The sequence below is a fragment of the Streptomyces sp. NPDC005931 genome, from assembly GCF_042871235.1.
GTDB lineage: Bacteria > Actinomycetota > Actinomycetes > Streptomycetales > Streptomycetaceae > Streptomyces.
In genome coordinates this window covers 328,406-352,519 of sequence record NZ_JBIAIG010000004.1, presented here as the reverse complement: position 1 = coordinate 352,519, position 24,114 = coordinate 328,406, and the positions used below count along the sequence as shown (strand labels likewise).

Genomic DNA, 24,114 nt, shown 5'->3' with positions numbered 1-24,114 from the left:
GGGCGAGACGCGTCGAGGATCAGGCGGCGTCGATACTCGCACGCGAGTCCGGAGGTCGCGCAACCCCTCGGTTACCGATGGGTAGTCATGTCCCCTTGTTCCCCTTTTCGCCGACACACGTCGGACGACGCCCGATCGACTCATCGACTCATCGACCGGTCGCGCTCACACCGTGTCCGGTATCGGCAGCGGCCGCTTCTCGATCGCCGCCGCCATCACCTCCGGGAACAGGTCGGGCGTACAGGCGAACGCCGGTGCCCCCAGTGCCGCGAGCGCCGCCGCGTGCTCCCGGTCGTACGCGGGCGCTCCCTCGTCCGACAGCGCGAGGAGTGTCACGAACTGCACCCCCGACGCCTTCATCGCCGCCACCCGCTTGAGCATCTCGTCGCGGATGCCCCCTTCGTACAGGTCGCTGATCAGCACGACCACCGTCTCCGCGGGCCGGGTGATCTGCGACTGGCAGTACGCCAGTGCCCGGTTGATGTCCGTACCGCCGCCGAGCCGGGTGCCGAAGAGCACGTCCACGGGGTCGTCGAGCCGGTCGGTGAGGTCGACGACCGCCGTGTCGAACACGACGAGCCGCGTGCTGAGCGACCGCATGGACGCGAGCACCGCACCGAACACCGACGCGTAGACGACGGATGCCGCCATCGAGCCCGACTGGTCGATGCAGAGCACGACCTCCTTCTTCACCGACCGGGACGCCCTGCCGTATCCGACGAGCCTCTCGGGCACGACCGTGCGGTACTCCGGTAGGTAGTGCTTGAGGTTGGCCGCGATCGTGCGGTTCCAGTCGATGTCGTGGTGGCGGGGCCGGTCGATGCGCGCACTGCGGTCGAGAGCGCCGGTGAGCGTGGCCCGGGTGCGGGTGGCAAGCCGTTGCTCCAGGTCCTGGACGACCTTGCGCACGACGGCGCGGGCCGTCTCCCTCGTCGTCTCCGGCATCGCCTTGTTGAGCGACAGCAGCGTGCCGACCAGGTGCACGTCGGCCTCTACCGTCTCCAGCATCTCCGGCTCCAGCAGCAGCGTGGCGAGCCCGAGCCGGTCGATGGCGTCACGCTGCATCACCTGGACGACGGAGGAGGAGAAATACGTCCTGATGTCCCCCAGCCAGCGCGCCACCGACGGCGCGGACGCCCCCAGGCCCGCCGCTCGCTCGCGTCCCGCCCGCGGCCTGCCCCCCTGGCCGTAGAGCGCGGTGAGCGCTCCGTCCATCGCGGCGTCCCGTCCGGACAGGGCGCAGCCGGTGCCGTCCGCCGCGTCTCCGCCGAGCACCAGCCGCCAGCGCCGCAGCCGCTCCTGCGCCGCGTCCGTCGCCCCGGTCGTCATCCGTCCCCCTCCACCGGGCACCGTCATGCCGGCACCCCCGCCACCGCGGCGCTCGCTGCCTCGCCGTCCTCGTCCAGTCCCAGCAGCAGCCGCACGACCGGCAGCACGGCGTCCGCGCGCCCGGTGTCCGGCTCGGCCGCGAAACCGGGTGTGCCCCCGCTCCCGGCCGCCCCCGCACCGCCGCGCGTCCCCGGTCCCCGCCGCACCAGTTCGCCAAGGGTGCGCCGCACCCCGGTCTCGTACGCCGAGAACGTCCGCCGCAGCAGCGGCAGCACGTCCGTGAACGCCTCCGCCGGCACCCCCGTCAGCCACGCGTCGACCAGGGCGCGGAGCCGCTCGTCGTGGATCAGCAGCATGCCGCCCCCCGAGCCGCCGCCGACGAATCCCTCGATCCACGCGGCCGCGTCCGCCGGCGGTGTGCCCGGCGAGAGCACCAGCCCCATGAGCCGTGCCGCCTCGTCCTGCGCCAGCTCGCCGTCGTCCAGCAGCAGCCGCACGGCACGCCCCCGTACGACGCCGGACACCGTGTCCCGTGCCGACAGGGTCCGCAGCACCGACTGCCAGCGGGCCCGCAGGTCCCCGTGGCCGGGTGCGGGAGCGTCGCCGAGCAGTCCCACCGCCCCGTGCACCGCGTCCACGTGGCGCCGCATCTCCTCGGCGGCGTCCGCGTCCAGCGCGGCGCAGGCCGGGGGCAGGCCCACGAACACCCGCTCGGCGAGTCCGGCGGCCACCTCGGCCAGCGCCGCGGTGCCGGTACCGCGCACGTCGCCGTACCGCAGGGAACGGACCAGGGCAGGCAGGGCCTGGGCGAGGTGGCCGACGTCCGTGTCCAGGGCCGCGCGGTCGGCGAGGGCCCGCATCACCGTGGGCAGGGCGTCCGGCAGGTCGGCCAGCAGACAGCGCTCCGCGAGCGCGGTGACCTCGGCGAGGCCCTGGGCGCCGACGGCGTCGGCCTCGGCCTTGGCCGTCGCGGCGCCGAGCACGGTCGTCCCCCACACGCCGGCCTCGGCGACCCGCACGGACAGCTCCGGCTCCCAGCGCAGCCGCCACGTCTCCCGGAACGTGCCCGTGCTTCCGCGCGAGGCCGCCGGCTCGCCCCATCCGATGCCGAGCAGGCGCAGCCGGTGCAGCAGCCTGCCGCGCCCGGCGTCGGTCTCCTTGCGCAGGTCCAGCTCCAGTTCGCGCTCCGCGGCCTCCGGCTTGAGCCGCAGACTGCGCTGGAGGCGCGCCAGGTCCCGCTGAAGCGGCACCGCGGGCGCGGTCACCGGCACCGCCCCCAGCACGTCACCGACGACCAGCCGGTCGTGCACCAGCGCCAACGGCACGTCGGAGCCCTCGCACATCACCGCCCGCACCGCGTCGGTCGTCTCGCCCAGACCGGGAAGCGGACGCCCGCGCATCGCGGCCAGCGTCTCCGCGAGCCGCACGGCCTCGATGACGTGCGCGGAGGAGACGATGCGGTCCTCGGCCCGCAGTAGTCCCGCCACCTTGGTCATCCACCGCTCGACCGGCCGGTCCGGCGAGCCGAACAGATGGCCGTACCAGCCGGGCGAGTCGATCCCCGCGCCGTATCCGCTCACCCGGGACAGCCTGCGGTTGGTCCACGGCACCCAGGTCATGTCGGCCTTGATCCTCGGCAGGCCCTTCAGCAGCGCCCGGTCGGCGGCGACGGTGGGACTCCGCCGCAACGCGGGCACGTGCCACGCCCCGCACACCACGGCCACCCGTCCCTCGAACTCCCGCTGCGCCGCGCGGATCCGGAGCCGCATGTGCGCCTCGCGCACGAGGTCCCGCCCGTGTCCTCCGTCTCCGTAGGCGTCCCGCAGCGCCGTCATGGCCTCCTCGAGCACGGTGAACGGCGCGAGCGCGTCGCCCTCGCCCACCCCCCGGTGCTCGACGACGTCCTCCCACCACCGCTCGGGGTCGTCGTACCCCGCGGCCCCGGCCAGCACGCGCAGCGGATCGATCCGCACCCCCGCCCCGGCCCCGGCGGCCTCCTCTCCGCCGGGTGCACCGTCGGACCCGGTACGGGCACCATGCGCGTCGCCGTCCGGCGACGCGTCGACGCCGGGCACCATCCCCTCGGGTCCATCGACGCCAGAGCCGGCCTCGGGCCCGGAGGCAGGCGCACCGGCCGGGTCCATGGCGGGGCCCGAGCCGGGCGCGGCCGTGGCGGCCCCGGGGCCGGCCCCGGCCGCTGCGCCGTCCCCCGCACCGGTACCGGCGCCGCCCTCCGCACCGGTGCCGGACCCTCCCCTCGCCGCCGTGCCGGAGCCCTCCCCCGCTCCGGTACCGCGCCCCCGCGGGCCGGTCTCCCCCTTCCCGGAGGCCCCCGGCTCGGCCCGGCCGCTGTCCGCCTCGACCCCCGGTTCCCTCTCCCACACCAGGGTGTGCGTGGCCGGCAGATCGATGAAGCGGGCGGGGACGCCGTGTTCCAGGGCCCAGCGGATGGCGACCCACTCCGGGGAGAACTCGGCCAGCGGCCAGAACACCGAGCGGCCGGGTTCGTCCACCGCGTGGGCGAGCAGCGCGACCGGTGGCCGCATGCCCTCGTCGGCGGCGAGCGGGATCAGGGCGTCCGCCTCGGGCGGGCCCTCGATGAGCACGACTCCCGGCCGGGCCTCGTCCAGTGCCGCCCGCACCGCCCGCGCCGAGCCCGGCCCGTGGTGCCGCACCCCGAGCAGCAGCGGCCCGGCGCCCGGGCGGCTCCGCCCGGCCTTGTCCGCGTCGGTCACGCCGTCCCCCTCGCTCCGTCACCGGGCGGCCACGCCGATCGCCGGCGGGCCGCCCACCCCCGTTCGTTCACGCGCCGACCTCCCGGCAGGCCCGGTAGAAGTCCTTCCAGCCTTCCCGTTCGCGGACGACTGTCTCCAGGTACTCCTGCCAGATCACGCGGTCCGCCGCCGGGTCGCGGACGACCGCGCCGAGGAGGCCAGCGGCCACGTCGCCCGCCCGCAGCACCCCGTCACCGAAGTGCGCGGCCAGGGCGAGGCCGTTGGTGACGACCGAGATCGCCTCGGCCGTCGACAGCGTGCCGCTGGGCGACTTGAGCCTGGTGCGTCCGTCGGTGGTGACCCCCTCGCGGAGCTCGCGGAAGACGGTGACCACGCGGCGGATCTCGTCGATGCCGTCGGGCACCGCCGGCAGGTCGAGGGAGCGGCCGATCAGGTCCACGCGCCGCGAGACGATGTCGACCTCCGCCTCGGGGGTCGCCGGCAGCGGCAGCACCACGGTGTTGAAGCGGCGGCGCAGGGCGCTGGACAGGTCGTTGACCCCGCGGTCGCGGTCGTTGGCCGTGGCGATCAGGTTGAAACCGCGGACCGCCTGCACCTCCTGGCCCAGTTCCGGTATGGGCAGCGTCTTCTCCGACAGGATCGTGATGAGCGTGTCCTGCACGTCCGCGGGGATGCGGGTCAGCTCCTCGACGCGGGCCGTCATGCCCTCCGCCATCGCCCGCATCACCGGGCTGGGCACCAGGGCGTCCCGGCTGGGGCCGTGGGCGAGCAGTTGCGCGTAGTTCCAGCCGTAGCGGATGGCCTCCTCAGGAGTGCCGGCGGTGCCCTGCACCAGCAGGGTCGAGTCCCCGCTGACCGCTGCGGCCAGGTGCTCGGACACCCACGTCTTGGCCGTGCCGGGCAAGCCGAGCAGGAGCAGGGCCCGGTCGGTGGCGAGCGTGGTGACGGCCACCTCGACGATGCGGCGCGGACCCACGTACTTCGGCGTGATCATCGTGCCGTCCGGCAGCGTGCCGCCGAGCAGATAGGTCGCCACGGCCCACGGCGACAGCTTCCAGCGGGCCGGGCGCGGCCGGTCGTCCTGCGCAGCCAGCGCGGCGAGTTCGGCGGCGAAGGCGTCCTCGGCGTGCGGCCGCAGCGCCTCCGCGGCTGCCCCGGACGCGGGCGCTCCCGTCCCCGCGGAGGCTCCCGTCACCGCGGACGGACCCGTGTCGACGGACGTCGTTCCAACGGACACAGGCATGGGTGAGTCCCCCTCCAGCTCGGCCGGTTCGGATCTGCCACCAACCGTGCACCACGCCACTGACAATGCGTTCTGACCTGCGAAAAGACGCTCGCTGGGCGGATTGTCAGTGGCGGGACCTACCGTCGACGACATGACTCAGCAGGGGGCGCGCTGGACCGCGGACCAGGTGCTGGCACTGGCACCTGACACCGCGTCGCGCACAGCGGGAAGCAAACTCGGCACGGCCGGGCCGTGGTCCGAGGCCGGCAGTTCCGGCGAGGGGGCGGTGTGGGGGCTGTGCAGGGGCAGCAGTCCGTACCGGACGGTCGTGGACATCGCCGACCCTGCCGGACCGGCGTACCGGTGCACGTGTCCGAGCCGCAAGTCCCCGTGCAAGCACGCGCTCGGGCTGCTGTTGCTCTGGGCGGGCGAGGACGGGGCGGTGCCGCGGGGGCGGACGCCGGACTGGGCCGAGCGGTGGCTCGAGGACAGACGCCGGCGCGCCGACCGGAAGCAGACGGCGCACCCCTCGGACGCCGCCTCCGCCGATCCGGAGGCGGCGCGGCGCAGGGCGGAGCGCCGGGCCGCGCGCGTCACCGCGGGCGCGGTGGAGCTGGAGCAGCGGTTGGCCGATCTGCTGCGTGCTGGCCTGGCGGCGGCCGAACGGTCCGGGTACGGCCTGTGGGAGGAGACGGCGGCCCGCATGGTGGACGCCCAGGCGCAGGGGCTGGCCGCCCGGGTGCGGGAGCTGGGCGCGATCCCGGGCACCGGCCCCGGCTGGCCGGTGCGGCTGCTCGAGGAGTGCGCCCTGCTGCACCTCCTCGACCAGGGCTGGCTGCGCCGGGAGAGGCTGCCGGAGGGGCTGGCGGCGACGGTCCGCTCCCGGGTCGGCCTGCCCACCTCGGCGGACGGCCCGCCGGTGCGGGACCGCTGGCTGGTCCTCGCCCAGTACGACACGGCGGACACCCGTCTGACGACCCGCCGTATCTGGGTGTACGGCACGGACTCGCGGCGCACGGCGCTGCTCCTGTCCCACGGAGCCGCCGGTCGGGCTCCGGAGCTGGCACTGCCGGTGGGGCTGGCCCTGGACGCCGAGCTGTCCGCCTATCCGGGAGCCGGGCAGGTGCGGGCATCCCTGGGCGAGCGGTTCGCGGCGCCCGTCCCGACCGCGGTGCGGCCACCGGGCCTGACCACGACCCGGGCGGCCGTGCGCTACGGCGAGGCGCTGCGCGACGATCCCTGGCTGGACTCGGTGCCGGTGACCCTGGGCCGGGTGATACCGACACCTGACGGCGACTCCTGGCAGCTCGCGGACGCCGAGGAGGACGGCGCGCTGCCGCTGACACCCGCGGCGAGGTCCCGCCCGGGCCTGTGGCGTCTCGTCGCCCTGTCGGGCGGCGGACCGGTCACCGTCTTCGGCGAGTGCGGCCATCAGGGGTTCACCCCCTTGGCGGCATGGCCGGAGGGACCTGGTGAGGCGGTGCCCCTGTGCTGACGCACCCGCGTCACTTCGCCCTCCTGCGACCCATGCATTTTTCGGTCATCACGGGACACTCGGCGCGAGTGAGGCTTCGACCGCTCCGGGGCGCCCGACGGAAAGGAAGCTCATGAGCAGGACGTCTGCCGCTGTGGACCGAGCCGTCGTGGACCCTGCTGCGGTCCGCTCGGGAGAGGCGGCCACGGCGGCCGCGTCGCACGCGCCGCCCCTGTCGCACGCCGCGCCCCCGTCGAACACGGCACCCGCGTCGGACGCTGCGGGCACGACAAACGCAGCAGTCACGACGGACGCAGCAGTCACGACCGACGCGGACGCCGCCGCCCGAACCGCGTCGGCCGCCCCGGCCGCCCCGGACCCACCCGCCACCGCCTCCGCGGCGCCCTCCCTCACACACCCCGGGACCGCCGACGCCAACGTTCCCGGCGCCTGGGAGGACCTTGTCACCACGGCACTGCTGGGCACGGACCGGCGGACGCCGGCGGGCTCCGTGCCCGGCCCCGAGGCGCCGGTGGCGCTGCTCGACGCGGCGGCGGTGGCGACCGTCCGGCGCCGGGCCGGGCTGCGGCCGGCGCCGGCGGCGAAGCGGCCCCGGCCCGCGCCCGAGGACCCTCGCCCACCGCTGCCGCCGGCGGCGGCCCGCAGGCTCTCGATGCTGCTCGCCGACCGTCCCGGAGCGGCCGGTGGCGGCCGGCGCGGATCGGCCCCGGACCTGATGGAACTGCTGCCCCAGTGGCTCGCGGCGGCGAACACACGTGGCTTCGCGGCGCCCCCTCAGACCCTCCCTGCGCTCCTGGACGCCGCGCGGGGACGCACGGACCTCCGTCCGGCGGCGCTGGAGTTCGCGGGGCCGCGCGCCCTGTGGCTGGCCCGGCTGAATCCGGACTGGCGGTTCGCCCTGCGCGCGGCACCGGGCGGGGGCACGGCGCTGCCCGGCCCGCAGGACACGCACGACATCCGGTGGCTCTGGGAGGAGGGCCTGTTCGCCGAGCGCGTCGCCCTGCTCGGTGCCCTGCGCTCCCGTGAGCCGGCCGCCGCGCGGGAACTGCTCGCCACGACCTGGGGGACGGAGCGGGCGGAGGACCGGCTGATGTTCCTGGACTCGCTGCGCACCGGCCTCGGTCCGGACGACGAGCCGTTCCTGGAACAGGCCTTGGCCGACCGCAGCCGCAACGTGCGGGCGACCGCGGCCGAGTTGCTGTCGGCGCTGCCCGGTTCGGCGCTCGCCGCGCGGATGGCGGTCCGGGCCGGTGCCTGCGTGGCCGTGGACCACACGGGCGACGCACCGGTCATCGCCGTGGAGGCGCCCCACGCATGCGACGCGGACATGGAGCGCGACGGCGTGGTGGCCAAGGCGCCCACTGGACGGGGCGAACGCTCCTGGTGGCTGGGTCAGTTGGTCGAGGCGGCACCGCTCGGCTCCTGGACGCGGCGGCTCGGCGGGCGCACACCGCAGGAGATCGTGGCGATGCCGGTGGCGGACGGCTGGCAGGGCGAGCTGCACGCGGCGTGGTGCCGGGCGGCGGTGCGGCAGCGGGACGCCGACTGGTCGAGAGCGCTGCTCGGGGAGCCCTCCGCCCCGGAGGCCGGCGGCCCGGGGGCCGTGTCCCTGGCGGAGCGGGCCAAGCTGCTCGGCACGCTGGGCGCCGCCGAACGCGCCGAGTGGGTCGCCGGGTTCATCCGGACGCACGGACTGTCCGAGGCGTTTCAGCTGCTCGGGGTATGCGCCGTGCCGTGGGCCGCGCCGCTCGGCAGGGCGGTGGTCGACGCGCTCAACATCGCGCGGGACGCGGGGAGTTATCCATGGAGTTTCAGCGGAGTCATGGGCCTGGCCGAACGCTGCCTCGACCCTGGCGAGGCGGGGCGTCTCGACGCGCTGCTGGCGGTACCGGACGAGCCGGAGGACGCGTCTCCCGGAGCCGGCAGCTACTGGTCGGAGGCCTTCCAGCGCCTGGTCACGACGCTGCGCCTGCGGGCGGCGATGCTCGAGGAACTGAGTGCGCCGGGGCTTTGAGCGGCATCGACCCGGCGGCCCGGGCCGGCCCCGGCACACGCCGGCCACGGCGGCACCCCATGCCGCCCGCCCGCGCGGGCCGGGTCCGCGGCGCGCCGGAACGTCGCGACCGGCCCCCGGCACGGGGGACCGTCTCCCGGCCCGGCACCACACCGGCGACCCGCACCGCACCGAGGTCGGGCTCCGGCCACCGGCCGGGCGACCGTACGCCCCAGCGGGCCCTCGGCCCGCGGGCGCACCCGGCGGCGCAGGGCCGGACGGTCCGGCAAGGGCGGGCGGCGGCCCGGCCCGGAGCCCGGCCGGCAGCGACCGCGGGAGCACCCCCCGCCGCGGCCGCCCTGCTGGGCGCCGGGGCGCCCGCTGGAGGCCGTTTCCGGTTACTGCGCCTGTGCGGGCTGGCGGACGTTCGCCCGGACCCAGTCCACGATCGACGCCGTGGTCGCGCCCGGGGTGAAGATCTCCGCGACGCCCTTCTCCTTCAGCGGGGCGATGTCCGCCTCGGGGATGATCCCGCCGCCGAAGACGAGGATGTCCGCCGCGTCGCGTTCCCTGAGCAGCTCGATCACCGCCGCGAAGAGCGTGTTGTGCGCCCCGGAGAGGATGGACAGCCCGATCGCGTCGGCATCCTCCTGGATCGCGGTGTCCACGATCTGTTCCGGGGTCTGGTGGAGCCCGGTGTAGATGACCTCCATACCGGCGTCGCGCAGCGCCCGCGCGATCACCTTGGCCCCGCGATCGTGGCCGTCGAGCCCCGGCTTGGCCACCACCACGCGGATCGGACCGGCTGCCACACCCATCACTGCCTCCATGAAGCGACTACATCCATCCGTATCGACAAGTACCGCACACATCACTCATGCCGTACACGTCACGCGCTTCGCACAGGTCGTACACACCGCGTGTACCGCATATTCCGTCGCCCACCGCGCCGGGTGGGCCACCGCGGCACGGACACCCCGTCCCGGACCGACCGGGGAAGTGAACGAACGTTATCTACAGCATCGCGCAACCGGCAGTTTCACGGTGCACAGGGAGGGGGAAATCACACAGTGGGACACGTTCACCGCGCACCGTTCCCGGTCGCCGCGGTCCGGGCGTCGCCATCCGCGACGGCCCACGGGCGGCGAGGGGAAGGCGCGCACCAGGGATCCGCGACGGGGCCGCCGCAGCACCCCACCCACACCGCGCTCCGCACCCGCGCACCGGCTGAGGCTTGCGTCGTGCTTCCCCATGAGGGCACACGGGGGACAGGGCTGTCCTTCCGCGTGCCGACAGGAGGTCGGCCATGAAGGTCACCAGGGCAGCTCTCCCGTTCCTCCCGCTGTGCCGGAGTCTCCTGCCCGACCGCCTGGCCGGGTTCTCCCTGGCACTGCTGAAGGCCACCGCCCTCGAGCTCGCGATCCTGGCCGGCCACCTCCTCCTCTATCCCTCCGGCATCGTCCAGGAGCGGCGCGACCGGCCGGGCGTCCTCCCCGCGCCGGACGGGGCCGCCGAGCTGCCGGTGGAGGCCAAGCCGCCGGTCGTGCTGCTGCACGGCTTCATAGACAACCGCTCCGTCTTCGTCCTGCTGCGCCGCAGCCTCGCCCAGCACGGCAGGACCCGGATCGAGTCGCTCAACTACTCGCCGCTCACCTGCGACATCCGTATCGCGGCCGAGTTGCTCGGCCGGCACATAGAAGAGGTGTGCGAGCGCACGGGCAGCAGGCAGGTCGACGTGGTCGGCCACAGCCTCGGCGGGCTGATCGCGCGGTACTACGTGCAGCGGCTGGGCGGTGACACCCGGGTGCGGACGCTGGTCACGCTCGGCACCCCGCATGCCGGCACGCGTGTGGCGCCGCTGGCCAACGCACACCCGATCGTGCGCCAGATGCGCCCCGGCTCGCCCGTGCTCGAGGAGCTCGCCCGGCCCGCGCCCGGCTGCCGTACGCACTTCGTGGCCTTCTGGAGCGACCTCGACCACATCATGGATCCGCTGGAGGCGGCCTGCATCGAGCACCCCGACCTGACGGTGCAGAACGTCCGGGTGAGCGGCGTCGGGCATCTCGCGCTGCCCGTGCACCCCGCCGTGGCGACCGGCATCCGCCAGGCGCTGGACACCGCCCGGCCGGGAGAACCCTCCACCGGCCGGGCCGGCGGTCTGACCGTGGCGTGAGGCCCGTCCGCGGCGGTGCGACGAGGGCGTGAGGCAAGGCCCGCTCCGACGGCGCTCCGACGGTGCCCCACAGCCCGTGACAGTGGCCCGAGCGGGGAACGCCGGGCCGCGCGGGGCGACACGCCCGGGGCTTATGCCGGTTGTGTCCCGAACGCCACGACACCCTCACGGGAACAACAACCGCTCAGCACAGCCGACTTCCGGCCCCCGACACCCACTAAACCTCGAACAGGCTTCGAACAAAGAGCCAAGACCGCGCCCGCACTCCGCCAAAACACGACCGAATGCCCGTTTCCAGCGAGGCCGAAACCTGCCGAAGATTGTCGTGCCCGTGTACCGCCGGGTACAGTCGCCGCACTGCTCTGGCAGCCCCTGTTGTCGAGGCGAAAGAGAAGTTGGTGAACGACCGTCACCCGTCGGGGACCATGGCCCCGGCTCCGGCTTCCGACGCCGCCTCGGCGCACTACGCGTCGTACGGCACCCAGGAAGCCCCGTACGGCGACTTCACCACGTACGGCGGTTACGACGCCACCGGTTTTGCCACGACCGGCTTCGGTACCGGGCACACCACGGGATCCTTCTCCACCGATCCCCTTTTCGGCGACCTCCCGGCGAACGGCCACGACACGGGCTCGTACGACACCGGCCACTGGCCGACGGACGGCCAGGGAACCGCCCACTACGGTGCCTACTCGGCCGAGTCCCACGCCGCCTACGACACCGGCGCCTACGACGCCACCGGCTGGACGACCGGGCAGCAGATGCCGCTGATCCCGGCGCAGGGCGGGGCGCCCGACACCAGCGGCCAGTGGGACGCCGGCGCCTGGCTCCAGCCCGACCAGTCCCAGAACCCCGGCGACCGGACGCAGCAGTGGGACTGGGGCACGCAGACCTTCGACAGCGGTGTCTACGACGCCACGCAGTGGAACTCCGACGGCGCCTCCGCCACCCCGGCGCCCGACGCCTACGAACCGCAGGCCGCGGGCTTCGACCAGCACGGAGCCGCCGGCTTCGAGCAGCCGGGGGACCGGCACCCGTCCCAGCCCTTCGATGCTGTCCCCGAGGACACCCACGACCGCGCCACGGACGAGGCACCGGCCCCCGGCGAACCGGGCGACACCGGTGAGCTGCCCGCGCTGTCCCCGCTGCTCGACGACCAGGAGGAGGCCGTCCCGGCCCCGTCCTCCCGGGCAGCCTCCCGCAGCGGCTCCCGCTCCCGCCGCCGCACGCCCCCCAGGCGCTCCGCCCTGCTGACGGTCGCCGTGCCGTCGGCGTGCGTCATGGGCGTGGCCGGGATCGCCGCGGCCTCCGTCGGCGGTCTGACCGACGGCGGCACCAAGGACACGGCCACCACCGCGGCGGACGCCCAGCCGGTGAAACCGGCCACCGCCAACAACAAGCTGGACACCCAGCTGCAGAGCCTCTCCGCCGGTGCCGACGACTTCGCCGACCGGGCCAGCCGCACCCAGGAGCGCATCGACCTCAAGGCGCAGCAGGAGGCCGAGCGCAAGCGGGCCGCCGAGGAGGCGGCACGCAAGGAGCGGCTGCGCCCCAAGTTCGCGCTCCCGGTGGCCCAGCACGGGCTCAGCGCCTACTACGGCCAGTCCGGCATCAACTGGATGTCGGTACACAGCGGAATCGACTTCCCCGTGTCCTACGGCACCCCGGTGCTGGCCGCGACCGACGGCACGGTCCGCACGCAGTACAACAGCGCGTACGGCAACATGATGATCGTGACCGCGAAGGACGGCACGGAGACGTGGTACTGCCACCTCTCCACCTACCAGGTCCCCACCGGGGCGACCGTGAAGGCCGGCGACCGGATCGCGTACTCCGGCAATTCCGGCAACTCGACCGGCCCGCACCTGCACTTCGAGGTGCGACCCGGGGGCGGCTCGGCGATCGACCCGCTCGCGTGGCTGCGCAGCCACGGCCTGGACCCGGCCTAGTACCCCGTCACCGGCCTCAGCGCGGCAGCCGGGGCCCCGCCCGTCGAACGGCAAGGGCCCCTCTCCGTACCGCCACTACCGTGCCGCCACGGGGCCTACAGCTTCTCCACCGGCGCGTACCGCAGCAGCAGCCGCTTCGGCTTGGTGTCGCCGAAGTCGATCGTCGCCTCGGCGTTCGCGCCCGTCCCCTTCACCGCGACCACGGTGCCGAGCCCGAACTGGTCGTGCGTGACGCGGTCCCCGACCGCCAGGGACACCACCGGCTTCTCGGCCGTGCGGCGGGTGGCGAACCCGGACGCGCCCGATGCCGACGAGCGCGAACGGGACGACGACAGCGAGGCGGCCACGCCCGACGCCGGCCCGGAGGCCATGGGCGTGCTCGCGCCGGTCCGCTTCCACTCCACGTGCGTGGCCGGGATCTCCTCCAGGAAGCGCGAGGGCGGGTTGTACGACGGCTGGCCCCATGCGCTGCGCATCGTCGACCGGGTGAGGTAGAGCCGCTCCCGGGCGCGCGTGATGCCGACGTAGGCCAGGCGCCGTTCCTCCTCCAGCTCCTTGGTCTGCCCGAGGGCACGCATGTGCGGGAAGACGCCGTCCTCCATGCCGGTCAGGAACACGACCGGGAACTCCAGGCCCTTGGCGGTGTGCAGGGTCATCAGGGTGATGACGCCGGAGCCGTCCTCGTCCTCGTCGGGGATCTGGTCGGAGTCGGCGACGAGGGCGACCTGCTCGAGGAAGTCGGCCAGCGTCCCCGCCTCTCCCTCGCCGCGCTCCTGCTCGAACTCCAGGGCGACGGCGGCGAGTTCCTGAAGGTTCTCGATCCGGGTCTCGTCCTGCGGGTCGGTGGAGGCCTGCAATTCGGCGAGGTAGCCGGTGCGTTCGAGGACCGCCTCCAGGACCGTCGCCGGACCGGCACCGGACTCGACGATGGTACGGAGGTCCTCCATCAGCGTGTTGAACCGCTTCACGGCGTTCGTGGAGCGTGCGGCCATGCCGTACGCCTCGTCGACGCGCTTGAGCGCCTGCGGGAAGCTGATCCTCTCGCGCTGGGCGAGGGCGTCGATCATGGCCTCCGCGCGGTCACCGATGCCGCGCTTGGGCACGTTGAGGATGCGGCGCAGCGGCACCGAGTCCTCGGGGTTGGCGAGCACCCGCAGGTAGGCCAGGACGTCCCGGACCTCCTTTCGCTCGTAGAAGCGGACGCCGCCGACGACCTTGTAGGGCAGGCCGACGCGGATGAAGACCTCTTCGAAGACGCGGGACTGGGCGTTGGTGCGGTAGAAGACGGCGACGTCGCCCGCCCTGGCCTCGCCGGTGTCGGTGAGGCGGTCTATCTCGTCGGCGACGAACTGGGCCTCGTCGTGCTCGGTGTCGGCGACGTAGCCGGTGATCGTCGCGCCCGCGCCCGCGTTGGTCCACAGGTTCTTGGGACGGCGGGACTCGTTGCGCTCGATGACCGCGTTGGCGGCGCTGAGGATCGTCTGGGTGGAGCGGTAGTTCTGCTCCAGCAGGATCGTGGTGGCGTCCGGGTAGTCCTCCTCGAACTGGAGGATGTTGCGGATCGTCGCGCCGCGGAAGGCGTAGATGGACTGGTCGGCGTCACCGACGACGCACAGCTCGGCCGGGGCGAGGTCGTCCGGGGACGGCGGGACGTCCTCGTCGTGGGCGCCGGTGCCGACCAGCTCGCGGACCAGGGCGTACTGGGCGTGGTTGGTGTCCTGGTACTCGTCGACCATGACGTGCCGGAAACGGCGGCGGTAGTGCTCGGCGACGTCCGGGAAGGCGCGCAGCAGGTTGACCGTCGTCATGATCAGGTCGTCGAAGTCCAGCGCGTTGGCCTCGCGCAGCCGCGACTGGTAGAGCGCGTAGGCCTGGGCGAGGGTCTTCTCGAAGCCGTCGGTGGCCTGGGCGGCGAAGTCCTCCTCGTCGATCAGCTCGTTCTTGAGGTTGCTGATCTTGGCGCTGAAGGACTTGGGCGGGAAGCGCTTGGGGTCGAGGTCCAGGTCGCGGCAGACCAGGGCCATCAGGCGCTTGGAGTCGGCCGCGTCGTAGATCGAGAACGACGACGTGAAGCCGAGCTTCTTGCTCTCCCGGCGCAGGATGCGCACGCAGGCGCTGTGGAACGTCATGACCCACATCGCGTTCGCGCGCGGCCCGACGAGCTGCTCGACGCGCTCCTTCATCTCGCCCGCGGCCTTGTTGGTGAAGGTGATCGCGAGGATCTGCCCCGGGTGCACGCCCCGCTCGGCGAGGAGATACGCGATGCGGTGGGTCAGCACCCGGGTCTTGCCGGAGCCGGCGCCGGCCACGATGAGCAGGGGGGAGCCGGAGTGCACGACGGCGGCGCGCTGGTTGTCGTTCAGCCCCTGGAGGAGCGCGGCGGGATCCACCACGGGGCGCGGGGCTCCGTCGCGGTAGTGGGTGTCCCGGTCCGGCGGCACGTCGAACTTCCCGCCGAACAGATCGTCCGGGATCGGCTCCGGTACGTGATCGTCCTCGGGCGGCGGCGGAGGTTCGTCCACGGGGCCCCGCTGGGCCTGGAGGTCCGCCAGGAAGCTGTCGTCAAAGAGGCTGCTCATCGCTCTCCGAGTCTAGGGCGCCCCACCGACAGCCCGCCGCCACCTCGGGGACATCCCCGGCCTCCGGCGTCCTCCGGCGTCCTCCGGCGGCCTCCGGTCCCGCCCCGTCCCGGGAGCCGGTCCCCGCACCCTCCAGCACGACCTTGTCACCGTGGGTGACCCCCCGGGGCAGGTCACGAAAATGTATCGGGCATATCACCCATCAACCTTCACAGGGGCCACAGGAGTTGGCTACGGTGCGGGCGGGCCGTACGACCCCCACCGGCGAACCCCGCCGGGCCGCGCGGCCTCCGCCGAGTCCTGCCTGCCGCCATGGCAGCCGGAGCCGGGGACCCAACCGAGACCTTGGGGTGAATCGGCCCACTCCGTCGCCGGAGCGGCCGTAGGGCAACACCTTCCGAAGCACCCGCCCGAACCCGACAGCTAACCCGGTAGGCGGAACGTGGAAGGAGTCGCCTCCCTTGGCGTCGCACCGCAAGTCGCGCACCCCCGGCACGCGCGTGGCAGGCATACGGACCCCGGCCCTCGCCACGGCCGCCCTGACCTCCGTGGCCCTGCTGTCCCAGACGGCCAACGCCGCTCCCGCCGACGACGGGAAGCCGAGCCTGGAGGAAGTCGAGAAGAAGGTCGACGACCTGTACCGCCAGGCGGAGTCGGCGACCGAGAAGTACAACGCGGCCAAGGAGAAGACGACCAAGCAGCGCAAGCGCGTCGACGTCCTCCTCGACGACGTGGCCCAGCGCACCCAGAAGCTCAACGAGGCGCGCGAGGAGCTGGGTTCCTTCGCCGCGGCCCAGTACCGGACCGGCACGGCGGTTCCCGAGACCGCGACCTTCCTCCTCGCGGACTCGCCCCAGGAGTACTTCGACCGCAACCAGCTGATGGACCGGCTGACCGGCCGGCAGAAGGAAGCGGTCGACGACTACGTCACCCAGCAGTCCAAGACGATGGAGAAGCGCCGGGAGGCCACCGAGAGCCTCCAGACGCTCACCGAGTCGCAGGACGACCTGAGGACGGCCAAGGCCACCGTCCAGAAGAAGCTCTCCGCCGCGCGCGAGCTGATGTCGCAGCTGACCGCCGAGGAGAAGGCACGCCTCGCGGCGATCGAGAAGGAGAAGCAGGAGGAGGCCGCCCGCAAGGCCGCCGAGCTCGCCCGTCAGCAGGCGGAGGAGCAGCAGGCCCGGGAGGAGGCGGCCCGGGAGGCGGCCCAGCAGGAGGCCGCGCAACAGGAGACCGGGACGTCGGAGGCGTCCGGCACGTCGACCGGATCGGACTCGACGACGACTCCGACGGCACCCTCGACGGACTCCTCGTACGCCACCAAGGCGGAGAAGGCCCTGGCCTTCGCCCGCGCGCAGATCGGCAAGCCGTACGTCTGGGGCGCCACCGGCCCGGGGTCCTACGACTGCTCGGGGCTGACCCAGGCCGCCTGGAAGGCCGCCGGGGTGACGATCCCCCGGACCACCTACGACCAGGTGAACGCCGGAACGACCGTCCCCCTGTCCCAGGCGCTCCCCGGTGACCTGGTCTTCTTCTACGACGACGTCACCCACGTGGGCATCTACATCGGCAACGGCATGATGATCCACGCCCCGAAGCCGGGCACCTACGTCCGCGAGGAGTCGATCTACTACGACGGCGAGTCGTCCATCCACAGCGTCGTCCGCCCGGCCTGACCCGCCCCCTGGGGGCCGCTGCGGTGACCGCCCCGACGATCACCGTCGGGGCGGACGCCCGCGCCCGGACGGCGACCCGGGGGCGCGCCCGGCGCGTGCGGGTCCCGGGTCAGGTCCAGAGAACGGCGATGAAGACGTTCGCCGTGGTCAGCAGGCCGACCAGGCCGAACAGACCCTTGTCCACCCTCTCCTCGTCCCGCTTCACGTAGACCAGGCCGAGGATCACGATCAGGAGGGCCAGCTTCACGCCGATCTTTATGTTGTCCACGGTGTAGTCCTGGGCCTGGTTGAGACCGACCAGGGCCACGCCGGTGATCAGCATCGTCAGGGCGCCGTGCAGCATCGCCGGGCTGAAGCGGGCCGTGCCCTCGCCCATGCCCTTCATCTGGGTGAGGAACCCGCCGAGGAGGGAAGCGATGCCGATGATGTGCAGGCCGACGAAGAGGTGGATGAGTACGTCCATGGGGCCGGAGCCTAGTCAGGGCCGCGTACCCCGTCCGACACCGGGCCGGTGCCACGGGGCGAGGCCGCCGGCACCTGCCCGGCGCTCCCCATAGCGCGCCTCGTCCCTCGCCGGTCCCCGCTTCGGCACATCGGTCGTCGCACCGGATGAAGCGGACGGCACAGCGACGAAATCACGGCCGGATACGGTCACCCCTGGTCCGCTCGTGTCACTTGCGCGCAAGCACTCGTCTCCCCCGGACGGCGAGGGCTAGCGTCCTGCACCAGGTGACCGGCTCCACACCGCCGCCCGGACCAGGGGCGGCTACCGGGCACCGCGCCGAAAGGGTCCGGCGGCGGACCTGCTCCCCCTGTGCACCCCGCCGCCGGACACGCGGTCCCCCGTCCGCTCCCCGGATGCCCGGACACGCCCGCCGTGACGGTGGGACTCAGACGAGCCGCCGTGCCGTCGCCCACCGGGTCAGTTCGTGGCGGTTGGACAGCTGGAGCTTCCTGAGCACCGCCGAGACATGGGACTCGACCGTCTTCACGGAAATGAACAGCTGCTTGGCGATCTCCTTGTAGGCGTAGCCGCGCGCGATCAGCCGCAGCACCTCGCGCTCGCGCTGGGTGAGGCGGTCGAGGTCCTCGTCGACCGGAGGCGCGTCGGTGGAGGCGAACGCGTCGAGCACGAACCCGGCCAGACGGGGGGAGAACACGGCGTCCCCCTCCTGCACGCGGAAGATCGAGTCGATCAGATCGGTTCCGGTGATCGTCTTGGTCACGTATCCGCGGGCACCGCCCCTGATCACACCGATCACGTCCTCCGCCGCGTCCGACACGGAGAGCGCCAGGAAGCGGACGGGCCGCTCGGTGTCGCCCATCAACGGCGCGCAGCGGCGCAGCACTTCAACGCCGCCGCCCCCGGGCAGGTGCACGTCGAGGAGGACCACCTCGGGCCGGGTCGCGGTGATGACCGTGACGGCCTGGTCGACGTCCGCGGCCTCGCCGACCACTTCGACGCCCGTCTGCTCGGTCTGGCCGATCTCCGCCTGGACGCCGGTGCGGAACATGCGGTGGTCGTCCACCAGCACCACCCGCACATGACGCCTGCCGGTGCCGCCGGCCGACTCCGCGGTGTCGGCCGCGTCCGCCGCTCCCGCGGTTCCGTTCGCCTCGGTCGGGTCGCTCATGACGTTTTCTCCGCCCTCTCCATCTCCAGTTCGACCTCCGTGCCGCCGTCGGGCACCGCGCGCAGCCGCGCGGTCCCTCCGTTGCGCTCCATGCGGCCGATGATCGATTCTCTGACACCCATGCGGTCGGCGGGTATCGAGTCGAGGTCGAAACCGGGCCCGCGGTCCCGGACGGACACGAAGACCGTCTTCCCCTCGGCTTCGGCGTAGACCTGTACGGCACCCCCTTCGCCACCGTACTTGGCGGCGTTCACCATCGCCTCGCGCGCGGCCTGCATCTGCGCGCCGATCCTCTCGTCGAGCGGGCAGTCGCCCACCACGACGACCTCTATGGGGACGCCGTGCTTGTCCTCCACCTCCGCGGCGTTGCGCCGCACGGCGTCGGCGAGGGTGGTGGGTTCGTCGGCCTCGTCCTTGCCGGTTCCCTCGGGCTTGTAGAGCCAGGCGCGCAGGTCACGCTCTTGGGCGCGGGCGAGGCGGCGCACCTCACCGGCATGCTCGGCGTTGCGTTGTATCAGGGTGAGCGTGTGCAGCACCGAGTCGTGCACATGGGCGGCGACCTCCGCACGCTCCTGGGCCCGGATGCGCATCAGCCGCTCCTCGGAGAGGTCCTGCGTCATGCGCACCAGGTAGGGGCCGGCGAGCAGCGTGATGCCGACGAGCACCGCGAGGGCCGCCTGGAGCACGGAACCGAGGTGGGTGCCGGAGCCCCTGAGCACGACGATGCCCGAGACGCCCGCCGTCACCAGCAGCACACCGGCCACGGCACGCAGCAGCGTCACCGTGCGACGGCGTCGGCCGACCTCCATCCAGCGGGCCCGCCGCGCGTTGTCCGCCTGCCGCCACACGAGGGCGACGCCGGCGCCGACGAGCACCGTCGGCCAGAGATAGGCCCTGGCGCCGTTGCCGAGGTTCACATTGCCCACGAAGATCATGGCCACGACGACCATGAGGAGCAGGGCGACGATCTGGCCCTTGTCCGGTCTGCGGGTGACGAGTCTGCGCCGGCCGTCCGGCGAGGTCTCGGTCGCCACGAGCGAGGGCGGCTTCTGGGCCTCCACGCCCCCGACGCCGAGCGGGACGAAGAACCAGAACGCGGCGTACAGCAGCGCGCCGAGTCCGTCGGCCATGAAGAGACCGACGAAGACGAGCCTGACCCAGATCACGGGCAGCCCGAGATGCCCGGCGAGCCCCCGCGCCACCCCTCCGAGCCAGCGTCCGTCACTGCTCCGGTAGAGCTTGCGCGGCGGCCGCGGTTCGGCGAGTGGCGCTGCTGCGGCTTCCGACATGCCATTGATGGTCACACGCCCGAACTGCCGGAGCATCAGGGTCTGTCCCGGAGACTCCCCTGATCTCCGCGGACGGGCCCCTCGCCCCTTCCCCGAAACTCCGCTCGGGGGCGATATCAGGGTCCGGCCAGGGTCGTACCGACTGCCGCCACGGCGGCCCGCCCGTCACCATGGACTCATGACCGATCACACGCACGCCGCGACGGGTCAGGGACCCGGCTCCGGCCCGCGCCCGCCCCAGGGCGCCGGGCCGCGGGATGCCGCACCCGCCGCGGGCGCCGCTCGCGCGCACGAGCGCACGGGCTCGCACGGGAAGGGAGGAGCGGACACGGCGGACAGGACCACTTCCCCCGGAAACCCGCCTCCGTCCCACGGCGCCGACGCGTCCCCGGGCGAACCGGGGGCCGACGCGACCGAGCTGCCCCCCTTCCGGCGCGACCGCGGGCACAAGATGCTCGGCGGGGTGTGCGCCGGGCTCGGCCGGCAGTGCGACATGGACCCGGTCATCTTCCGGATCACCCTCGCCGTGCTCTCCGCGACCGGCGGCATCGGCCTCATCTTCTACGGCTTCGCATGGCTCTTCGTCCCGTACGACGACGAGGAGGAGAACGAGGTGCGCAGGCTGCTGACCGGCCGGGTCGACGGCCACACGCTCACGGCGGTGCTGTTCGCCCTCGTCGGCAGCGGCGTGTTCCTCACGATGCTCAACAACGGCGGCGTGCTGAGCTTCGCCGTCATACTGTCCCTGCTGCTCGCCGGCGCCGGGTACTGGTCGCGGCGGCGCGGCACGCCCGGCCCGGACCCGCTGGCCGCCCAGGCCGCGGCCGACGCCCCGCCGGAGCCGCAGGCCCCGCCGGTGCCCACCGCGTTCCCGTCCTGGTGGCGCGACCCGATCGTCAAGGACGGTACGCACTTCGGCGGGACGGGCTACCTGTGGGGTCCTCGCGACTCCCGCGAGCCGGACATCGCCGCCGTCGCCGACGTCAGCCTCACTCCGCACGTCCGTACCCAGGACGACCCGTACGCCTGGCGTCCTCAGCCGCCGAAACCGCGCGGCCCCCGCCGGACAGGCGGCTGGGTCGTCCTGCTCGCCCTGGTCGCGGGCGGCCTCGGCACGGGCCTGACGTGGGAGGGCAGCCCGCTCGGCACCAGCCTGCAGACGGGTCTGGCCTGCGCGCTCGCCGTCCTGGGTCTCGGCATCGCGGTCAGCGCGTTCCTGGGGCGCACCGGGGCGGGGACGGTCGTCCTGGCCGTCCTCACGGCGGGCCTGCTCGCCGGCTCCGCGGCCGTGCCCAAGGACATCGGCACCGAGTGGACGCGCACGACGTGGACGCCCACCTCCGTGGCGCAGATACGCCCTGTCTACGACCTGGGCACCGGCACCGGCACGCTGGACCTGTCCGGCGTGCCGGTGGCCGGGGGCCGGACCGTGTCGACGCGCGCGGACGTGGGCCTGGGCCGCATCCACGTGATCGTGCCCAGGGACGTGACCGTGAAGCTGAGCATCGACGTCGGTGTGGGCGACATCCAGTTGCCGGGCGACGCGCAGAAGGACCTGGACGTGGCACCGGGCAGGCACAAGGAGATCACCCTGAATCCCTCCGCGGGCGTCAAGAAGGCGGGCACGCTCGATCTCGACCTCCGGGTCGGCGCGGGCCAGGCGGAGGTGAGCCGTGCTGCGTCATGAGTTCCAGCCCGGGCGGCTGGTGATCGGCACGTTCCTCACCCTCGCCGCCGTCCTGTACGCCGGAGACGCGCGCGGTGCCTGGGACACTCCGTGGCCGGTGATGATCCCGCTCCTGGCGGGCGGCCTCTTCCTGGCCGGCGCGGCGGCGTTCACGGCCAGCCGCATACGCCGCCGGAGACGCCGGACCCCAGGGCACGGTGAATCGGCGGCGGACGCCATCCCCTGACCGCCTGCCGCTACTCGCCCGACCGCTGCCGTCGTCGTGCGCGCAGGGCGGCGTCCACGGACAGCAGAGGAGCCCCCGCCAGCACGAGAGGGATCCACGCCATCAGGTACGGAAGGTCGTTGCCGTAGTAGTACGGGTCCGACGCCCAGCTCACGGTCAGCCAGAGGCTGAGCGAGATCAGCGCCCCGCCGAGAGCGGCCAGACGGGCGAGCAGACCGAGAAGGGTGCCGATCCCCACGGCCAGCTCTCCGAAGGCGATGGCATAACCGAACCCCACGGGGTTCTCCAGAGCGAGGTCCACCAGCGCGGGGACCGCTGCGGAGTCGCGCACCCCCCGCATCATCTCCCCGACGGACCCCGCACCGGCTTCCCGCATGAACGCGCCGTCGGTCAGCTTGTCCAGACCGGCGTAGACGAACGTGACGCCCAGGAAGATCCGCAACGGCAGGAGGGCGAACCGGGTGGCGGTGTCCCGCCAGTCCCTCTCGCCGTCCAGGTGGGGCCTGTGCGTGTCCGTGCGCATGCTGTGAGTCATCGCTGCTAGCCGCCTCTCGCCGCCGTGCCGAGACCCCCCACCCGACCATACGTACGGCAATCGACCAAGGCTCAACCCGAACCGCCGGGTTTTTCCACCCCTACGCGTCCCGACCCATGCCCGACCGGGGGCGCACGGCGCGCACCCACCGGATCCGCACCGGCGCCGCAGGCACCGCGCCCGCTCAGTCGGTCACGTCGATCGCGTACCGATTCGTCTCCACCCCCGCCGCCGTGACGACCTGCACGTCCACCCGTCCGGGTTCCACCTCCGCCGGAACCGGCACCGTCAGCAGCGTGTCCGTCGGATTGTCGAAGCCGCCCGTCACCGGCACCAACGGCACATGCACGTGGACCGCACCGACCCGCACGACCATCCGGGACAGCCGCTCCGCCCCCTGTGCCCCGGGCGGCACGAACCCCGCACCGCGGATCTCGATGTCGTCCCCGGTACGGATGGGCGCGTCCAGATCGCCGGCCTCCCGTGCCCGCACCACGGAAAGGATCACCGGCCGCCCGCCCTCCGCGTACTTCCCGGCGAGATACGTCCCCGCCGAGACCAGGACCACCACCGCCAGCCCCCACGGCAGATCCGGCAACTGGTCGGGCCGCCGCGCCAGTCGCACGGCGGCGAAGGCCAGGGCGACAGCGCTGATCACGACGTACTGGATGTCCGCGAAGCTGCCCCGTCCCGCGTCGTCGGTCAGCAGGTCGGCCGCCCTGGGCCGCTCCGCGCGGACCTTCTGGAGGCGCTGCCCCAGCACCCGCAGGGCCACCACCCGCCGCACCAGCACGGCGATCCCGCACACCACGGCGAGCACGGTCACCACACCGGCGCCGCGCGCGAGTTCGAGCCCGGAGATCAGCGCGTCCCGCTCCCGGTGCCCCGAGGCGGCCGCGAGCCGGCCCACCAGCACCAGGACGGCGTAGGCGACCAACAGCACCCAGGCCGCGGCCACCGCACGTGACGTGGACAGCCGGTTGTCCTCACCGATCACCGGCGCCAGCGCCCCACCACGGGCCCGGTGGAACCAGGACGCGGCCGTCAGCGCACCGGCCACGACCAGCGCGGCGAGCAGTCCGGCGGAACGCGCCGCCGTCCACCCGGTCCCGATCGCCGTGAGGGACTGGGCCAGGAGCAGCAGGACGACCAGTGCCCACAGCACGGCCGCCGTCCGGCGCCACAGGCGCGACAGCCAGGCCGTGCCCTCGGCGCGCCCGCGCTCGGCGACGGCTTCCGCGGCCTGCGTCAGCTCCTCCGACACCCACTGCCGGGAGGCGGAGGCGGAGTGGGCCACCGCGGCCGGCAGCCCCTGTCCGGAGGCGAACTCCTCGCGCTTCAGCAGGAACGCCGCGACCGCACGCCGATGCCCCTCGCGGGCCCCGTGCGGACAGTCCCCGCAGGTGCAGCCCCCGTCATGCGCGCCGAACTCCGCGCCACCCCGTCTCGCCTCCTGCACCGCCACGCCCGAAGCCCGCCTTCCGCGCCCACACGCCGCCACTCGCCACGACACCACACACGACACCTCACGCCACGGGAACACGAGCCCCGCGGCCGCACACACCACGCGACCGCACGCCCCGCCGCAC

The 24,114-nt window shown here is 73.5% G+C and carries 17 protein-coding genes and 1 riboswitch; of the genes, 7 read left to right on the top strand and 10 right to left on the bottom strand.

The genetic code is table 11. From position 1 onward, the window contains the following. Positions 1–165 precede the first annotated feature (165 nt). The 3 genes from ACFYOV_RS12695 to ACFYOV_RS12685 all read right to left on the bottom strand — a co-directional run bounded on the left by ACFYOV_RS12695 (position 166) and on the right by ACFYOV_RS12685 (position 5,307). The gene (locus tag ACFYOV_RS12695; protein WP_389086332.1) at positions 166–1,329 is read right to left on the bottom strand and encodes a VWA domain-containing protein; all 1,164 of its coding nucleotides are present in this window, start codon (positions 1,327–1,329) and stop codon (positions 166–168) included. 23 nt (positions 1,330–1,352) lie between these two features. Continuing rightward, positions 1,353–4,064 carry a DUF5682 family protein gene (locus tag ACFYOV_RS12690; RefSeq protein ID WP_389086329.1) on the bottom strand — a complete coding sequence of 904 codons (2,712 nt, stop codon included), beginning with the start codon at positions 4,062–4,064 and terminating at the stop codon, positions 1,353–1,355. 67 nt (positions 4,065–4,131) lie between these two features. After that, positions 4,132–5,307 carry an AAA family ATPase gene (locus tag ACFYOV_RS12685; protein ID WP_389086327.1) on the bottom strand — a complete coding sequence of 392 codons (1,176 nt, stop codon included), beginning with the start codon at positions 5,305–5,307 and terminating at the stop codon, positions 4,132–4,134. A gap of 133 nt (positions 5,308–5,440) precedes the next feature. Here ACFYOV_RS12685 and ACFYOV_RS12680 point away from each other — a divergent pair, with 133 nt between their 5' ends. Together ACFYOV_RS12680 and ACFYOV_RS12675 are read left to right on the top strand one after the other, a co-directional pair. Further along, complete coding sequence (locus ACFYOV_RS12680) at positions 5,441–6,784, top strand: SWIM zinc finger family protein (protein ID WP_389086324.1); 1,344 nt, start codon at positions 5,441–5,443, stop codon at positions 6,782–6,784. A 112-nt stretch (positions 6,785–6,896) separates the two neighbouring features. Then, the gene (locus ACFYOV_RS12675; RefSeq protein WP_389086322.1) at positions 6,897–8,798 is read left to right on the top strand and encodes a DUF5691 domain-containing protein; all 1,902 of its coding nucleotides are present in this window, start codon (positions 6,897–6,899) and stop codon (positions 8,796–8,798) included. 377 nt (positions 8,799–9,175) lie between these two features. On the opposite strand, the gene ACFYOV_RS12670 is transcribed toward ACFYOV_RS12675, so the two are convergent. Further along, positions 9,176–9,595 (bottom strand): cobalamin B12-binding domain-containing protein, encoded by a 420-nt coding sequence (locus tag ACFYOV_RS12670; RefSeq protein ID WP_389086319.1) that lies wholly within the window; start codon positions 9,593–9,595, stop codon positions 9,176–9,178. 488 nt (positions 9,596–10,083) lie between these two features. Here ACFYOV_RS12670 and ACFYOV_RS12665 point away from each other — a divergent pair, with 488 nt between their 5' ends. Both ACFYOV_RS12665 and ACFYOV_RS12660 read left to right on the top strand, forming a co-directional pair. Beyond that, positions 10,084–10,950, top strand: a complete 867-nt coding sequence (locus ACFYOV_RS12665; protein ID WP_389086317.1) for an esterase/lipase family protein — start codon at positions 10,084–10,086, stop codon at positions 10,948–10,950. Positions 10,951–11,348: 398 nt separating this feature from the next. After that, positions 11,349–12,899 (top strand): M23 family metallopeptidase, encoded by a 1,551-nt coding sequence (locus ACFYOV_RS12660; RefSeq protein WP_389086314.1) that lies wholly within the window; start codon positions 11,349–11,351, stop codon positions 12,897–12,899. A 95-nt stretch (positions 12,900–12,994) separates the two neighbouring features. Here the strand turns inward: ACFYOV_RS12660 and pcrA are convergent, their stop codons facing one another. Continuing rightward, the gene (gene pcrA / locus ACFYOV_RS12655) at positions 12,995–15,478 is read right to left on the bottom strand and encodes a DNA helicase PcrA (protein WP_389086311.1); all 2,484 of its coding nucleotides are present in this window, start codon (positions 15,476–15,478) and stop codon (positions 12,995–12,997) included. 281 nt (positions 15,479–15,759) lie between these two features. Beyond that, positions 15,760–15,932, top strand: a riboswitch (cyclic di-AMP (ydaO/yuaA leader). Positions 15,933–15,939: 7 nt separating this feature from the next. Between pcrA and ACFYOV_RS12650 the strand changes: the two genes are divergently transcribed. Then, positions 15,940–17,154 (top strand): NlpC/P60 family protein, encoded by a 1,215-nt coding sequence (locus ACFYOV_RS12650; RefSeq protein WP_389086309.1) that lies wholly within the window; start codon positions 15,940–15,942, stop codon positions 17,152–17,154. A gap of 109 nt (positions 17,155–17,263) precedes the next feature. Here the strand turns inward: ACFYOV_RS12650 and ACFYOV_RS12645 are convergent, their stop codons facing one another. The 3 genes from ACFYOV_RS12645 to ACFYOV_RS12635 form a co-directional block, all read right to left on the bottom strand. Continuing rightward, a complete protein-coding gene (locus ACFYOV_RS12645) occupies positions 17,264–17,617 on the bottom strand; it encodes a hypothetical protein (protein ID WP_389086306.1) in 354 nt (117 codons plus the stop codon). Between the two features lie 427 nt (positions 17,618–18,044). After that, positions 18,045–18,788, bottom strand: coding sequence for a LuxR C-terminal-related transcriptional regulator (locus ACFYOV_RS12640; RefSeq protein WP_389086304.1), 744 nt, complete (start codon positions 18,786–18,788; stop codon positions 18,045–18,047). Continuing rightward, positions 18,785–20,077: a PspC domain-containing protein gene (locus tag ACFYOV_RS12635; RefSeq protein WP_389086301.1), complete on the bottom strand. Its 1,293-nt coding sequence runs from the start codon at positions 20,075–20,077 to the stop codon at positions 18,785–18,787. Before ACFYOV_RS12635 ends, ACFYOV_RS12640 begins: the two co-directional genes overlap by 4 nt. Before the next feature lie 178 nt (positions 20,078–20,255). Here ACFYOV_RS12635 and ACFYOV_RS12630 point away from each other — a divergent pair, with 178 nt between their 5' ends. Both ACFYOV_RS12630 and ACFYOV_RS12625 read left to right on the top strand, forming a co-directional pair. Beyond that, on the top strand, positions 20,256–21,764 hold the full coding sequence (locus ACFYOV_RS12630) for a PspC domain-containing protein (RefSeq protein WP_389086299.1): 1,509 nt from the start codon (positions 20,256–20,258) through the stop codon (positions 21,762–21,764). Then, complete coding sequence (locus tag ACFYOV_RS12625; RefSeq protein WP_389086296.1) at positions 21,751–21,990, top strand: hypothetical protein; 240 nt, start codon at positions 21,751–21,753, stop codon at positions 21,988–21,990. The genes ACFYOV_RS12630 and ACFYOV_RS12625 overlap by 14 nt, the downstream gene beginning before the upstream one ends. 10 nt (positions 21,991–22,000) lie before the next feature. Here ACFYOV_RS12625 and ACFYOV_RS12620 read toward each other — a convergent pair whose 3' ends face one another. Then, the gene (locus tag ACFYOV_RS12620) at positions 22,001–22,525 is read right to left on the bottom strand and encodes a DoxX family membrane protein (protein WP_389086294.1); all 525 of its coding nucleotides are present in this window, start codon (positions 22,523–22,525) and stop codon (positions 22,001–22,003) included. 184 nt (positions 22,526–22,709) lie between these two features. Beyond that, a complete protein-coding gene (locus ACFYOV_RS12615; RefSeq protein WP_389086291.1) occupies positions 22,710–23,990 on the bottom strand; it encodes a hypothetical protein in 1,281 nt (426 codons plus the stop codon). Positions 23,991–24,114: the final 124 nt, after the last annotated feature.